The organism is Pseudomonas sp. 3B-A001-10F (assembly GCF_056313565.1).
In genome coordinates, this window is record NZ_JBQYFW010000003.1 from 61,099 (window position 1) to 76,323 (window position 15,225).

A 15,225-nucleotide genomic window follows, 5' to 3' on the forward strand; every position below is an offset into this window, starting at 1 on the left:
GTTTGAAGTGGGTGATTTGTGAAGAAAATACTGCACGTGGCAGAGACGATCAAAGGTGGCGTCGCGACGGTGATCCGGACGATTTCGGCTTCGCCTGAAGGTGATGCGGCGAACTACGAGCTGGTGTACCTGGTGCCGGATGATCAGGCCAAAGAGTTGCACGGCATCGGCGCGCAGCAGATCCGCACCTTTCCCCGCACTGGACGCAATGTGCCGTCGTTGCTGCGTTTCGCCTGGCGTTTGACCCAGGTGATGCTCAAGGAAAAACCCGACGTGGTGCATTTGCACAGCACCTTTTCCGGGGTGATCGGGCGATGCGTATGTGTGCTTCTGCGACCGTGGCGCAAGCCGAAAATCGTCTACTGCCCGCACGCGTTTTCGTTCTTGATGGAAAGCTCGCCGACCAAGCAGAAAGTCTATGCGTGGATCGAGCGGGTGCTGCAGAAAGTCACCGATGTGATCATTTGCGTCAGCCAGTACGAACTCGACAAAGCCGCGCGTTTCGGCATCGAGCGCAAGCGCATGAAGCTGATCTACAACGGCATTCACCACAAGGATGACGCGCCGAAAGCGGCGAGTCCCGAGCCGATTCATCTGCTCTTCGTCGGTCGCCTCGATTATCAGAAAGGCTTCGACGTGTTGCTCAAGGCCTTCGCCAACGTGCAGCGCAAAGACTTGAAGCTGACCGTGGTCGGCAGCGCGGTGAACGAGGACGCGGTGGAGTGCCCGCCGATGGACTCTGTTGAATACCTGCCATGGGTCACGCCGAGCGAAGTGCAGGCGCTGTACCAGAAAGCCGATGCGCTGATCGTGCCGAGTCGCTGGGAAGGTTTCGCCATGGTGCCGCTGGAGGGCATGGCCATGGGTTTGCCGGTAATCGCCAGCAACTGCACCTCGCTACCGGAACTGGTCACCAATGAAGTCTCCGGTTATGTCTTCCCGTCCGGTGATCACCAGGCATTGGCCGACGTGCTGACGATTATCCAGAAGCCACGCTTGCTCGACCTCGGCAACGAAGGCCGGAGCATTGTCCGCGAGCGTTTCAGCGCCGCGTTGATGATTCGCCAGACCTACGACCTGTATCGCGCTCCCACTTTTTAAGTAGAACTCAAGCATATGAACGTAACGATTTTGCATGGCTACAGTGCGTCCAACTCCGGTGACGGCTTGCTCGTCGATCTGGCCATTGCGCTGGTGCAGCGCAACTTTGGCGAAGACACCGCGATCAGCGTGGTCGCTTCCGATCCGGATTCTTTCAGCTACTTGCCGCACCCGCGTTTCGACGCGCCGGTGATGGCGGCCAAGGGTTTGGGCCGGGTCAAGCAAGCGGTGTTCCTCAATCAGTCCTACGCCGGGCTGGCGGATCTGTTGAAGAAAACCGACCTGATCGTCGGCGTCGGCGGCGGCTACATGCGCTCGAAAAGTGCTTTCGAACATATCAAGCTGAAACTCGGCCACGCCAAGCAACTGGAAACCGCGATCCTCAGCAAAGTGCCGTCGGTGTACCTGCCGCAAAGCATCGGCCCGTTCCATGGCGAAAGCAGCAAGATCGTCGAGCATTACGCCAGCGCCGACGCGGTATTCGTCCGTGACAACCGCTCTTCGGCCATTTTCGATGCCTGCGCCAACGTCTACCGTGCGCCGGATCTGGCCGTGCAGTCGCTGGCGAGCAAAATCCTCCAGCAAGCGAAATTCACCCGTTGCGCGTCGTCGCCAGCCACGGTCTGCGTGGTGCTGCGCAAGCCGCCGGAGTGGAGCAAGGAAAAGAAAGTCGCTTACGTCGCCAATCTGAAATTGCTGCTGCAGCGCTTGAAGAACAAAAGCAAAGTGGTTTGCGCCGTACAGAGCGCGGTGCGTGGCAACGATGACGGTGCGTTCTATCGCGAGCTGGGCATTAGCGAAGACTTGCTGTCGTTGAAGGCGACGATTGCCAAGTATCAGCCGGACCTGGTGATTTCCGTACGCCTGCACGGCGCTATCGAATCGCTGCTTTCCGGCGTGCCGGCGTACCACATCAGCTACGAACGCAAAGGCTTCGGCGCCTATCAGGACATGGGCGTGGAAGACTGGGTGATCAACGGCGGCGACATCAACGTCGACACCATCATCGACACGGTTTACGCGCCGAATGCGTTGTCGAATTTCGGCAAGCGCCTGACCGATACTTGCCGTGAAATCGAGGCAAAAACCGTGGCCATGGACGAGATCATCAAAGGTGTCGTTCGATGATATTTCGGCTACTGCTTCGCGGCGGTGCATTGGGCGCGAAGTTTTTGCTGGTGTTGGCGATCACCCATTACCTCGGGTATGAAGCGCTGGGTTTTTACGGTGTGGTGGTCGCGGCGTCGCTGATTGCGTCGAAGTTCTACAGTGTCGGGTTCAGTTCCGAGATCAATCGCTTGATCAGTGTCGGCGGCAGTTCGCGCCGCGTGGTCGACAAGGTGCTGCTGCTGTATCTGGCGGTGGGGCTGGTGCTGTCGGTGGTGACGGTGCTGATTTATTCACTGTTCCAGACAGTTGAAGCGAGCGCCGCGCTGATTCTCTGCGTGACGCTGGTGTTGCTCACTGAGCACCTGTCGTTCGAGATCAACTCGTTCGTGTTTTCCGCGCAGAAAGCCACGGCCGGTGCGCTGTTGTTTTTCATCAAGACCGGCCTATGGGCGGTGTTGGCCGTTGGCGGGATGATGCTCGGTTGGGTCTCGGGAATCGCCAGTGTGTTGTGGCTGTGGGTGGTCGCCAACGTGCTGGTGATCATCGCCGGTTACCTGATCGTGGTGAACGTTCATCACGGCCGAGAAGCCGGGACGCTGGCCACTGCTACTGTGTGGAAAGCGGGATTACCGTTTTATCTCGGCACCGGGTTGATCGCGTTGAGTCAGTACGCCGAGCGGTTTCTGATCGCCGACCTCGAACCGTACGCCAAACTGGGTCAATACGTGTACGCGTGGTCAGCGGCCAACACCTTGCAGGCGCTGTCGTATGCGGTAGTGGCGGTGGTCGGGATTCCGCTGTTGGCCAAGCGTTTTCAGGCTGATCAGCAGGCGTTCACGGTCAAGCAGTTGTTTGTCAACAAGTGGGTCATGCGCTCGCTGGTGGTGTCGGCGGCGGTGGCGGTGGCGATCTATGTGTTTTTCAACGTGGTGCTCGATTACGTCGCCACCAGCGTGCCGCGTCCGGACAATGCGATCCTCGGCGTGCTGATTTTTTCCTTCGCTTTGCGCGCGATTGGCGACATCGTCTGGGGCGGTCTGATTGCTTCGAAAAACAGCCGGGTGTCACTGGCCAGCGCTGCCATTTGTTTGTTGATTTCGGTGCCGGTCAGCTATGTGTTGATCAAGCACTATTCGATCTACGGCGCGGCGTGGGGCAACGTCTTCGCGATCATCGTGCAACTGCTGGTGATTGCCGTGCTGACCCGCGCAACGGCCGGGAAAAAGGCTGCGTTGTCATGGGCCTGAAGCTGCCGTGCATCGAGTTTCGTGGCAAGCGACTCGATTCGTCGATCTCATTCCTGATCCTCTTCACCGGGCTGTTTCTCTCGGTGGCGATGCCGCTGTTGATCCCCCGTGATCCGGGGCCGGATGCGATGACCTTGTGGTCGTCCTACGCGCGTGCCGACAACTGCAATTTCTGGAACCCGTTCTCGCCGGATCGCTCGTCCTACGAGTGTTCGGCATTCCTGCTGCGGCCCACCGGGATCAACCTGACCAATGCCTGGGCCTACGGCATGTTCTGCAATTTTTTCCTCACGGCGATCCCGGTGGTGGTGTTCCGGCGCATGCCGTTGGCGATCTTCGGCACCCTGTGCCTGTGGGGCATCGTGCGCTCGTTCTTCCTCGAGAACCTGACCAAGGAAATCATTGTGTCGGTGGCGGTGTTGAGCATTTTGCTCAGCTCGCTGACGCGAAAATATCGCGGCGGATTTTTCCTCTCGGCAGTGATCTACGGCGTGCTGATTCGGCCCTACTGGATTCTGTTTTCGCTGTCGTGGGTCGGCGTCTGTGTGATGAAAAAGTACGTGTCGCGCACGACGTTCTTTCTGATGCTGTTCCTGTTTTATCTGGCGGTGGCTATGTCGATCCAGCTCGCCCTGGGCTTTCCGGTGTCGTCGATCCGCGCCAGTAACAACGAGTTGCGCACGGCGGGCGAGGAGGGCTCGAAATCGTTGATCGTGTCGTGGCTCAGCGGTAGCGACTTCGTTTCGCAGGCGCTGGACTCGATGATCATCTTCTTCCGCCTGTCGTTCCCGGTGGAGCTGATTCTGCTGTCGGGGCCGGGGCAGGTGATCTTCGTGGCACTGATGATCATGACCGCGTTGCTGCTGTTCAAAGTCATCACCTCGACCGATTACAAAGGCGCGCCGATCCAGACCAAACCCAAGGAACTGATCGCGATTCCGCTGGCGTTTCTGCTGGTGCAAGGCCTGTTCGAGCCGGACTTCGGCTCCTTCGCCCGGCACTTCTCGATGGTGGTGCCGGTGTTGTTCGTGGGGCTGGGCTTGATGCTGCGGGCGAACAAACCGGTGCAGGTTGAATCAAGAATTCTGAATTGAGGCAGGTGCTTTATGTCGAGCAAGAAAAAGTCCCTGGAGATTGAAACCCTGCGTGGCCTGGCGTGCCTGTTGCTGGTGCTCTATCACGTCATCGGCCCGCTGGGCGGCGGGTTGAAGATCGATGTCGGCTCGCCGTTCCGGGTGCTCGCCGATTCGATGGTGTATGTGCGCATGCCGTTGTTCACCTTCATCTCCGGGTACATCTATTCGATTTACAAAATCCGCGGCAATGACTTTTCCGCGTTTTTCAGCGGCAAAGTGCGCCGCTTGATCGTGCCGCTGTTTTGCGTCGGTGTGCCGTTCTCGGTGTTGCAGGCAGTCGGGCCGGGGGTGAACAAGGATGTCGGGGTGATCGACGCGCTGTTGTCGTTCTGGGTGCCGATCAACCACTTCTGGTTCCTGCAGGCGGTGTTCATCATTTTCATGTTCGTCGGGCTGCTGGAGTGGCGCGGGATGCTGCGCTCGGCGACGCGCTTGTATGGGCTGTTCGCGTTTGCAGCGCTGTTGTTTTTGTTGCCGCCGTTCAAGTTCGATGCGTTCGGGATCAACGGTGCGATTTATCTGCTGCCGTTTTTTGTCGCGGGGATGATTGGCCAGGAGAACGTCGATGCGCTGAAGCAACGCTTCAAGGTGATCGGGCCGTTGGTGTTTGTGTTGATCTCGCTGACGTTGTTGTATGTGGCTGCGATTGATCGTGAGTTGATTGTTGATCGCCGCAGCCTGATCGGTTTGACCGTGGGTTGCGTGTCCTGTATTGCGCTGCTGTCGAGTGATATGCGCTCGAAGGCGCTGACCTGGCTGGGTGGCTATTCCTATGCGATCTTCCTGTTCCATGTGCTGTTCGCGGCGACGTCGCGGTTGGTGCTGGGGCGGTTGGGGGTGAAGGATGAGAGCCTGCTGGTGCTCGGTGGTTTGACCTTTGGTTTGCTCGGGCCGGTGCTGTTGTCGATGATTTTCAGCCGGTTCAATTTCACCTCGGTGTTGTTCCTTGGGGAGCGGGCGGCGAAGAAGAAAGCGGCGGCGCCTGTCACCCCAGTGGTGCAAGCACAACGCAGCTAAGAGCTTCGCGAGCAGGCTCACTCCTACAGTTGATCAGTGTACATCCCGGCATTCAGTGGGCCATTTCAGACTGAAGGAAATTTTGCATGTTGGCAGTAGATGACGCGCAACCCGTGGCAGCGTCGGTGGTTCAGGTAGGCGATGCCCGCGAGCGTTTCGCGCAGTGGCGTGAAGGTAAGGCCGGCAAGGTTTTGTCGGTCTCGGTGATCGGCGACAGCTACAGCGCCGGGCAGGATTTCTACCTGAACAAACTGGTGCAGCGCGTCGCCGGTGAGGTGGGTTTTGCCGGGCCGGGTTACGTCGGTTTCAACCACGGCGCGGCGCTGGGCGGCACCCATTTCAAATACACCCGCAGCAGTGACAAGTACTTTGGCGGCGACTGGAAGGTTTCAGAGTTGGGGCAAGCAAGCCCGGACAGCCGCACAGTGACGGGCCGGTCCGGTGCGTGGTTGCAGGTGGATGCCAATCCTTCGCCGCGCATCGATACGGCGGTCACTCAGGCGAAACTGCTTTATCTGGGTAACGGCGAATCCAGCGAGATCCGCTACCGCTGGACGCCCACGCAAGACTGGCAACCCTTGAAGCTCGAAGGTGCTGGTGTTCAGGAAGTCCCGCTCACAGGACTCTCGGCGGCGAAAGACTGGTCCTTCAAACTGGAAGTGGTGAAAGGCGCCCCGACGTTGTTCGGCCTGTGGATGAGCAACGATCAGAATGGCGTGCGGGTTTCGAAACTGGCAGCCTCCGGTGCGGCCTCGGCGGATTTCTATCACAAGGATCCGCAATGGCAGGTGCAGTGGAAAGCCGCAGTGTCGAAGATCCCGGCCGACGTTTACCTGATCATGCTCGGCGGCAATGACCAGGGTTTCGGCGTGAAGCCTGCGCAGTATCTGCAGAACGTTCAAGGTCTGGTCGGGATGTTGCGTGAGATTCAACCGCAGGCGAGCATCAACCTGATCATGCGGCAGGACACCACGCGCTCCAGCGCTTACCCGATGTCGGCGTATGCGCAGGTGCTTGAGCCGTGGGCGCGAGAGCAACGTCTGGGCTACGCCAATCTGCAATGCGCGTTCGGCCCCGACGTCAAACGCTACGCGGCGGCGATGATTGGCCCGGACAAGATTCATCCGGTGCCGGCCACGGGCGGGAAGGTGATTGCTGATTACTTCTATGGCTGGATCACCGGCGCCAAGGATCGTTGCGACGCCTCCCCTAAATAACACGCAAACCCCAGAGCGGTGATCGTTCCCACGCTCTGCGTGGGAATGCCGCCCGGGACGCTCCGCGTCCCTTCGCTGGGTGACGCAGAGCGTCACTGGATGCATTCCCACGCAGAGCGTGGGAACGATCAGGTGAGGGGAGTTATTCGAAGGCGTCTACTTGCTCGAGCAACTCCGCAATCTTCTGCGGCATCAACCGCGTATCGCACCGTGTCTCAACGTTGATGATGATCGCCGGGTCGTTGCAGCAAATCCGCACGCGAAAGCGCCAGTCGCTGAAGATCACTTTCAGGCCATCCTGGTCATCCATCTCCAATGCCTGCTCGCCATACAGCTTTTTCAGATGAGCGAGCAGGGGATACGGATCACGCAGCGGCCGGCGGATATCACCGGACGCCGGAAACACGCCAATCCGCTCCACCAGCAGAATCGTGCCCAGCCAGGACTCGTTGGCGCTGGGCAACGGCTGATGGCGCGACAGCCAGCTCATCACCCCGAGGTTACCCACCTCGCGTTCAATCTCTACGGAATGTTGTGCAATGTTCATGGTGGCCTCGTTGGGTGAAGGGAGCCGTCTCAGCGGCCCTTGAGATAGACGTTTTCGTAGCAGAAATTGGTCGCCTGCAAGTAACCCTCGGCGTCACCGCAGTCAAAGCGCAGGCCTTTGAATTGGTAGGCCAGCACGCAACCGTTCTGCGCCTGTTTCATCAGTGCGTCGGTGATCTGGATTTCACCGCCCTTGCCCGGTTGGGTGTCGGCGATCAGATCGAAAATGTCCGGCGTGAGGATGTAGCGGCCGATGATCGCCAGGTTCGACGGCGCGTCTTGCGGGGCCGGTTTTTCCACCATGTTGTTGACGCGGTAGATGCCGTCGGACATCAGCTCGCCGGCGATCACCCCGTACTTGTGGGTCTGGTCGGCCGGGACTTCCTGGATGGCGACGATCGAGCAGCGGAATTTCTTGTACAGCTCAATCATCTGCGTAAGCACGCCGTCACCTTCCAGGTTCAGGCACAGGTCATCGGCCAGCACCACGGCAAACGGCTCATCGCCGATCAGCGGACGACCGCTGAGAATCGCGTGGCCCAGACCTTTCATTTCCACCTGCCGGGTGTAGGAGAAGGTGCAGGTGTCGATCAGTTCTCGGGTACCGGCGAGGAATTTCTCTTTCTCGGTGCCGCGAATCTGGTGTTCGAGTTCGTAGCTGATGTCGAAATGGTCTTCCAGCGCACGCTTGCCGCGACCGGTGACGATGGCCATGTGTTGCAGGCCGGCGTCCCGCGCTTCTTCAACGGCGTACTCGATCAACGGCTTGTTGACGATCGGCAGCATCTCTTTCGGCATGGCTTTGGTGGCCGGCAAGAAACGCGTGCCATAGCCGGCAGCGGGGAACAAACATTTACGAATCATAAAAGTATCCTGGACAGTCATGGAACACAGGCGACGGATGCGGGCCATAAACAATGGCTGCAAGTTTCAATATTGATTGAAGGCCTACTTTAATACCTGAGTCAGGTTGTTAATGGCAATTAGTTGGGCCGGTAAAACATGACAATGTTATGAGATGTCGGCGAATGCTTTATTAGTTATTTTTAGTCGGTATCGGTTGATAGTGATGAGCGCACAGGGAGTGCTAATAAGTAGCGGGCAATACAGTGTGACCTGCAAAAATATTTATTGCCAGTCATTGAACTAGTTTTGTTTTCGGTTGTTGTCGCCTGTTTGTGTGAGTTGTGACACATCTTCAATAAAACAGGCTTGACACGCTACTTGTCACTCATCCAAAGACGGATAGCACTATGAAGATTCTGGTAACGGGTGGCGCCGGCTATATCGGCTCGCACACCACACTTGCTCTACTTGAAGCAGGTTATGAAGTTGTCGTACTGGATAACCTTTGTAACAGCAGCGAAGCCGCGTTGCACGCCGTTGAGGGCATTTGCGGCAAGAGTGCCTGGATGATCCGCGGCGATGTCTGTGACCGGGCATTGCTTGACCGGATTTTCCGCGAGCACAACATCGAAGCGGTGCTGCATTTTGCCGGCCTGAAAGCGGTCGGCGAGAGCGTGCGCAAACCGCTCGAGTACTACGAGACCAACGTCAGCGGCAGCATCAATCTGTGTCAGGCGATGGCGGCGGCAGGGGTGTTCCGGCTGGTGTTCAGCTCGTCGGCCACGGTGTATGGCGAGCCTGAGCAGATGCCGATTCGCGAGGATTTTCCCACCGGCAATCCGACCAATCCCTACGGCCAGTCCAAGCTGATCGTCGAGAATGTCCTGCGTGACTTGAGCCTGGCCGAGCCGCGCTGGAGCATCGCCTTGCTGCGCTACTTCAACCCGATCGGCGCCCACGCCAGCGGGCAAATGGGCGAAGACCCCAACGGCATCCCGAATAATCTGGTGCCGTACATCAGTCAGGTGGCGGTCGGCAGCCTGCAAGAGCTGTCGATCTTCGGCAACGATTACCCGACAATCGATGGCACTGGCGTGCGCGATTACATCCACGTCGTCGATCTGGCGGACGGCCACTTGAAGGCGTTGCAGTCGATCTCCGAACGCAGCGGCATTCATACCTGGAACCTCGGCACCGGCGATGGCTACAGCGTGCTGCAGGTGCTCCACGCTTTCGAGCAGGCCTGCGGGCAACCGGTGCCGTACCGAATGATGCCGCGCCGCTCCGGGGATATCGCCGAGAGTTGGGCCGACGCCTCCAAGGCGGCAAAAGAGCTGGGCTGGAAAGCTACGCGCAACTTGCAGGACATGGTCACTGATACTTGGCGCTGGCAATCGAACCATCCCCAAGGCTATTCGCGATGATGGCCATTTAGTCCAATGTTATTTTCAGTCAGGTTGTTAGATAACGTCGGGAAATTACACTGGCAATGCCTTTTGCAAATCCGTAGATATAAACCTGCCGTTCGACTTTTATCAGTTGGGTAAGACTGTGAAAGAACGACGGATCATGTTCGCGCTTTTTGCGGACTTGAACTCACCACCGCTAACTCAGGCCGGTTTTTTAACAGGTCGAATGTTAGAAAGGAGTTGATATGAAAAAAGTGATGGCAGTTGCCCTGTTGACGATGTTGAGCAACTGGGCTGCCGCCGCTGAAGCACCGTTGACAGCGGTAACCAATGTAGGTGGCAACGTGGCGGCTTCTCAAGCGCCCGCAGCCAGTACTGCAATGGTTGCCAGTGCTGTAGCGGCGTCTAACAGCGGTGGCAGTGCCAACGGCGGTACCACCGGTACGACGGGTACCACCGGTACAACCGGCACGCATAACTAACAGGAAGTTCTGTTAGTGCAGTACAGGGTCGCCCGACGCAAGTCGGGTGACTTTGTTTTTGGATTCGCCCTTGAATAGCGTAGTGCCATTATGACTCGTAGTGTTTATCTTTTAATGTTGGCAAGTCTCGCTTTGCAAGGTTGCATGTTTTCCCCCGGTCAATACCTCAGCACCAGTGACATCACCCGCCAGGGTGCCAGCGAAAGCAGCCGGGTCGAGCTGATTCCGATCACGCCGAAGCTGATTGCCATGAACCGCGCCACGCAAAAGCGTGAGTCGCTGCCGCCGGAGCTGCTGGCGACGCCGGCCGAATACCGCATCGGCAACAATGATGTTCTGTACATCACCGTGTGGGATCACCCTGAGCTGACGGCCCCGTCCGGCGCGCAACAACAGATCGATGCCAACGGCCGTCTGGTGCGCTCCGATGGCACGCTCTATTACCCGTTCATCAAGGAAGTCCAGGCCGCCGGCCGGACCATCCAGCAACTGCGCTCGGACATTGAACAGCGGCTGTCGGCATTCATCGCCGAGCCGCAGGTAGATGTCGCGGTGTTGCGTTTCGCCAGTCAGAAGGTCGTGGTCACCGGCGCGGTGGCCAAGGCCGGCCCGCAAGCGATTTCCACCAATCCGCTGAGCGTGGTCGAAGCCCTCGGCTCGGCCGGCATCGACACCAACAACGCTGATCTGTCCGGGTTGTTGCTGACGCGCAAGGGGCGTACTTATCCGCTCAATCTCGACTCGCTCAATCAGGCGGATTCCGAGTTGCAGAACGTTTACCTCAAGGGCGGCGATCAGCTGTATCTACCGTACAACGACAACAAGCGCATCTACGTGATGGGCGAGGTCAACCAGCCGCGTGCGCTGAGTTTCAAGACCGCGACGATGAACCTCACCGACGTGCTCGGTTCGGTCGGCGGCCTGGCCCAGACCACCTCCAATGGCAACGCGGTCTATGTCATTCGTGGCGTGGAAAACCTTGATGTCGAACCGGCCAAGATCTACCAGCTAGAAGCCGAATCGCCGACCGCCATGGCGCTCGCTTCGCACTTCGAAGTTCGCCCGCAGGACGTGGTGTATGTCGGGCCTGCGAACGTGACTCGCTGGAACCGTCTGATCAGCCAATTGGTGCCGTCGGCATCGATTGTCGGCACTGGCGCTTCCGCTGCGAAGAACTGGAGCGAATACAGTAACAACAGCAAATAAGGTCGCCGACTTTGAACATTTTGAAAGTTGGCCTGTGCCTGATGGCGGCCTCGTTGCTGTGCGGCTGTAACCCGCTGATGAGCGCTTCGTTAAATAACCTTAAAGCGGCGGTCGTCGGCCCGGATGAGGTCGATGTGTCGGCGGCCGAAGTGGCGGGGGTCAACTATCCGCAAATGAAACTGACCACGCCTTCCGGCTCCGGGGTGCTGGCGCTGGTGCGCGAGCGTGAAGACCTGCAGTTCTGGGTCGCCTCGGGCAAACAGGTTCTGCTGCTGCGCAATGGCCTTGCCGTGCGTTCCATTGGCCTGGGTCTGGAAGGCGATCTCGATGGCACGCGGCTGGCCGATGACTCGCCGTTCAAACAGGGCCTGCATCACGTCGCTGATGGTTTCACCACGCGGCGCTGGATCGACCTCTACAAAGGTCAGGAAGTCGGGGTGATCGTCAACAGCCGCTTCTCCCGCCGCTCGGAACAGACCCTGAAGATTCTCGACAAGGAATACACCGTGCTGCGTGTCGATGAACACATTGACGCCCCGGCCATCGGCCTGAGCGCGACCAATCGTTACTGGGTCGATCCGCGTGACGGTTTCATCTTGCAGAGCGAGCAGCAGCTGACGTCGCAGTTGCGCGTCAAGGTCGTGCAACTGACCCCTGATCGCAGGCACCTGCCGTGATGCGCCTGAAAATGTTGTCGGCGGGCCTGATGCTGGTCGCGAGTGTGAGTCAGGCGGCCGTCACGGTGTCGGGTGATGTCGCCAATCCCGGGCCAGTCCCGTTGCCACCGGGCGGACGCTTGCTCGATGTGATCAGCGAAGCCGTGCCGAATGCCGAAGGCTATTGGCTGGCGGGCGGCTTGCTGCGGCAGTCGCTGATAGAAGAGCAGACACGGCTCAAGGTCGGTGTGCTGTTTGATCTGGATGTGCTGCAACGCATGTCGATGCTGTTCGACCGGCCGAGTCGGGCGGCACTGGCGCAGCGCATTGCCGAAGAAGTGCGGCAGATGCCGGTAACGGGGCGGCAGATCGCCGATCTTGATCCGGTTGCATTGGAAGTCGGCTTCGCGCGCAACATTCGCCTCGATGACGGTGATCGTCTGATCTACCCGAAACGCGTCGACGAAGTGCAAGTGCTCGGTGCCGTCGCCGAGCCGTGCCACTTGCCGTATCAGCCGTTGCAGGAGGCCCGTGAATACCTGCAAGGCTGTTCGATTCTGGCCGATGCCGAAGCCGATTACCTGTGGCTGATCCAGCCCAATGGCGCTTCGCAACGTGTCGGTATCGCCCATTGGAATCGAGAGTCCGGACACTTTCCCGTGGCCGGCAGCAAGATTCTGGTGCCGTTGAAAAATGATGATCTTGATCCGCCTCTTCCTGAACTGAATCAGCAGTTGGCCGAATTCATTGCCACGCAGCTGGCCGAGGTGGTTCGTTGAAGTTACGTTTTGCAGCTGTGTTGTTATTGCCCTGCGGTCTGGCTCATGCCGAGCCGCGTATTACCCAGAATGACTTCGGTGGCACCGGTCTGTTGCAGACGCCGACCGCGCGCATGGCGCCCGCCGGCGAGTTGAGCGTCAACGCCAACCGCACCGACCCGTACAGCCGCTACAGCGTGTCGTTGCAGCCGCTTGACTGGCTCGAAGGCTCGTTTCGCTACACCGCGATCACCAACCGACCGTACGGCTCGGAGGCCCTCAGCGGTAGTCAAAGCTATAAGGATAAGGCGGTCGACGTCAAAGTCCGGCTGTGGCAGGAAAGTCACTGGCTGCCCGACGTGGCGCTGGGCTTCCGAGATATCGGTGGTACCGGTTTGTTCTCCAGTGAATTTTTCGTCGCCAACAAACGCTACGACAACTTCGATTTCAGCGCCGGTATTGCCTGGGGTTACCTGGGTAATCGCGGCGATATCGACAACCCGTTGGGCTACGTCAGCGATCGCTTCGATACCCGGCCGGCGCTTGAAGGGACCGGTGACGTCAACTCGGGTTCGTACTTTCGTGGGCGGCCGTCGTTCTTCGGTGGCGTGAGCTATCAGACGCCGTGGGATCGTCTCAGCCTGAAACTCGAATACGAAGGCAACGACTACAAGCATGAGCCGAAGGACAACGAGATCAAACAGGACTCGCCGATCAACCTTGGCGCGGTATTCAAGGTGACCGATTCGGTCGATGTCAGTGCGGCGTGGGAGCGCGGTAATACGGCGATGTTCGGCGTGACCTTTCACACCAATTTCGTCAGCCGCAAGGCTCCGGCGAAGACCTACGATCCGACTCCGGAACCGCTGCCGGCGAAGGCACCGACCACGGCGATGGATCAGGTCAACTGGGCCAACGTCTCGCAGCGTTTGCAGCAGAATGCCGGTTACAAGGTCGAGCGCATTACGCAGCGTGATTCCGAGCTGATCGTGTATGGCGAGCAGCAGCGTTACTTCCATTCGTCCAAGGCTGTGGGCCGGGCGAGCCGGATTCTCGACAACAGCGTTAACGACGACATTGACTGGTTCACCGTGGTCAACAAGCGCTACGACTTGCCGCTGGAAGAAACCAGTTTGCCGCGCCAGACCTTCCGTGAGGTGATCAACAACGAAGAGCCACTTGAATCGCTGCACCGCACCACCGAGATCAACCCGGCGATGCCGCACAACGAGAAGACCCTCTACACCGAAGCGCCGCAGCATTTCAGCTATGGCGTGGGTTTGGGCTTCAAGCAGAACGTTGGCGGTCCGGATGGCTTGCTCTATCAATTGAGTGCCGATGCCGACGCTGAATACCGCTTCAACCGCAACACCTGGTGGAGCGGGTTGCTCAGTGCCAATCTGGCCAACAACTTCGACAAGTTCACCTACGACGCGCCGAGCGGCTTGCCGCGTGTGCGCACGGATTTGCGTCAGTACCTGACCACGTCTAACACGACCATGCCGTTATTCCAGGTCAGCCACGCCGAGCAACTGGATAAAGACTGGTATGGGATGGTCTATGGCGGTTATCTGGAGTCGATGTTTGCTGGTGTCGGCGGTGAGGTGTTGTTCCGCCCGACCGGTGAGCGCTGGTCGGTGGGCGCGGATCTGAACTGGGTGCGTCAGCGCGATTTCGATCAGGGTTTTGCTTTGCGTGATTACTCGGTGGTGACCGGGCATGTCACGGCGTATACCGATTTGCCGTTCGATACGTTGGCGGCGGTTAGCGTCGGGCGTTATCTGGCCGGGGACTGGGGCGGCACGCTGGACATCTCGCGCGAATTCTTCAATGGCGTGCGCTTTGGTGCGTGGGCGACGATCACCACGGCGGGCAGTGCCGAGTATGGCGAAGGTAGTTTCGACAAAGGCATCTACCTGTCGATCCCGTTCGACGAAATGATGAGCATGTCGACCATGCGCCGCGCCAACCTGGTCTGGGCCCCGCTGACCCGTGACGGTGGTGCGCGACTGAGCCGCAGCTACCAATTGCACTCGATGACCGATAGCCGGGAAGGGGACATGTTTTATCGGAATTTCGAGAAGATCACGGAGTAAGCGCGGATATCCGAAGCACCTCTGAAACCTGTGGGAGCTGGCTTGCCAGCGATGAGGTCGACACATTCAATATTGATATTGGCTGACCCGCCGCCATCGCTGGCAAGCCAGCTCCCACAGGTTATGTGTCTAGTCACAAGGCTTGAGCCAACCACAAATCCCCTGTAGGCCTTCGCCTGCTCGCGATAGCGTCAAACCAGTCGACAATCCCTGTTGCCTGACCCACCGTCATCGCGAGCAGGCTCACTCCTACATTGGTTATTTGTCACGCCACAAATCCCGAGCCAATCCCGAATCCCTGTGGGAGCTGGCTTGCCAGCGATGAGGTCGGCATATTCAATATTGATATTGGCTGACACACCGTCATCGCGAGCAGGCTCACTCCTACATTGGTTATT

At 58.5% G+C, this 15,225-nt stretch carries 14 protein-coding genes; 12 read left to right on the forward strand and 2 right to left on the reverse strand.

The features are described from left to right. The first annotated feature begins 18 nt into the window (after positions 1-18). The 6 genes from AC0ZWN_RS04355 to AC0ZWN_RS04380 all read left to right on the forward strand — a co-directional run bounded on the left by AC0ZWN_RS04355 (position 19) and on the right by AC0ZWN_RS04380 (position 6,828). Positions 19-1,101, forward strand: coding sequence for a glycosyltransferase (locus AC0ZWN_RS04355; RefSeq protein ID WP_095050484.1), 1,083 nt, complete (start codon positions 19-21; stop codon positions 1,099-1,101). 15 nt (positions 1,102-1,116) lie between these two features. After that, complete coding sequence (locus AC0ZWN_RS04360) at positions 1,117-2,229, forward strand: polysaccharide pyruvyl transferase family protein (protein ID WP_095124334.1); 1,113 nt, start codon at positions 1,117-1,119, stop codon at positions 2,227-2,229. Then, positions 2,226-3,458 (forward strand): MATE family efflux transporter, encoded by a 1,233-nt coding sequence (locus AC0ZWN_RS04365; RefSeq protein WP_095050486.1) that lies wholly within the window; start codon positions 2,226-2,228, stop codon positions 3,456-3,458. Before AC0ZWN_RS04360 ends, AC0ZWN_RS04365 begins: the two co-directional genes overlap by 4 nt. Beyond that, positions 3,449-4,552 carry a hypothetical protein gene (locus tag AC0ZWN_RS04370; protein ID WP_095050487.1) on the forward strand — a complete coding sequence of 368 codons (1,104 nt, stop codon included), beginning with the start codon at positions 3,449-3,451 and terminating at the stop codon, positions 4,550-4,552. The genes AC0ZWN_RS04365 and AC0ZWN_RS04370 overlap by 10 nt, the downstream gene beginning before the upstream one ends. A gap of 12 nt (positions 4,553-4,564) precedes the next feature. Further along, positions 4,565-5,611, forward strand: a complete 1,047-nt coding sequence (locus tag AC0ZWN_RS04375) for an acyltransferase family protein (RefSeq protein WP_476334154.1) — start codon at positions 4,565-4,567, stop codon at positions 5,609-5,611. 86 nt (positions 5,612-5,697) lie between these two features. After that, positions 5,698-6,828 (forward strand): SGNH/GDSL hydrolase family protein, encoded by a 1,131-nt coding sequence (locus AC0ZWN_RS04380; RefSeq protein WP_476334155.1) that lies wholly within the window; start codon positions 5,698-5,700, stop codon positions 6,826-6,828. Positions 6,829-6,970: 142 nt separating this feature from the next. On the opposite strand, the gene AC0ZWN_RS04385 is transcribed toward AC0ZWN_RS04380, so the two are convergent. Beyond that, a complete protein-coding gene (locus tag AC0ZWN_RS04385; RefSeq protein WP_093433750.1) occupies positions 6,971-7,375 on the reverse strand; it encodes a phosphohexomutase domain-containing protein in 405 nt (134 codons plus the stop codon). Between the two features lie 29 nt (positions 7,376-7,404). After that, positions 7,405-8,238, reverse strand: coding sequence for a UTP--glucose-1-phosphate uridylyltransferase GalU (gene galU / locus AC0ZWN_RS04390; RefSeq protein WP_093433753.1), 834 nt, complete (start codon positions 8,236-8,238; stop codon positions 7,405-7,407). Positions 8,239-8,627: 389 nt separating this feature from the next. Between galU and galE the strand changes: the two genes are divergently transcribed. From galE to AC0ZWN_RS04420, 6 genes are all read left to right on the forward strand, one after another. Continuing rightward, positions 8,628-9,644, forward strand: coding sequence for a UDP-glucose 4-epimerase GalE (galE, locus tag AC0ZWN_RS04395; protein WP_476334156.1), 1,017 nt, complete (start codon positions 8,628-8,630; stop codon positions 9,642-9,644). Positions 9,645-9,874: 230 nt separating this feature from the next. Beyond that, positions 9,875-10,111, forward strand: a complete 237-nt coding sequence (locus tag AC0ZWN_RS04400; RefSeq protein WP_007910552.1) for a hypothetical protein — start codon at positions 9,875-9,877, stop codon at positions 10,109-10,111. Positions 10,112-10,201: 90 nt separating this feature from the next. Further along, a complete protein-coding gene (locus AC0ZWN_RS04405) occupies positions 10,202-11,317 on the forward strand; it encodes a polysaccharide biosynthesis/export family protein (protein WP_476334157.1) in 1,116 nt (371 codons plus the stop codon). Between the two features lie 11 nt (positions 11,318-11,328). Next, a complete protein-coding gene (locus AC0ZWN_RS04410) occupies positions 11,329-11,994 on the forward strand; it encodes a YjbF family lipoprotein (RefSeq protein ID WP_034156404.1) in 666 nt (221 codons plus the stop codon). Further along, positions 11,994-12,752, forward strand: a complete 759-nt coding sequence (locus AC0ZWN_RS04415; protein WP_476334326.1) for a capsule biosynthesis GfcC family protein — start codon at positions 11,994-11,996, stop codon at positions 12,750-12,752. The genes AC0ZWN_RS04410 and AC0ZWN_RS04415 overlap by 1 nt, the downstream gene beginning before the upstream one ends. Beyond that, positions 12,749-14,827, forward strand: coding sequence for a YjbH domain-containing protein (locus tag AC0ZWN_RS04420; protein WP_476334158.1), 2,079 nt, complete (start codon positions 12,749-12,751; stop codon positions 14,825-14,827). The genes AC0ZWN_RS04415 and AC0ZWN_RS04420 overlap by 4 nt, the downstream gene beginning before the upstream one ends. Positions 14,828-15,225: the final 398 nt, after the last annotated feature.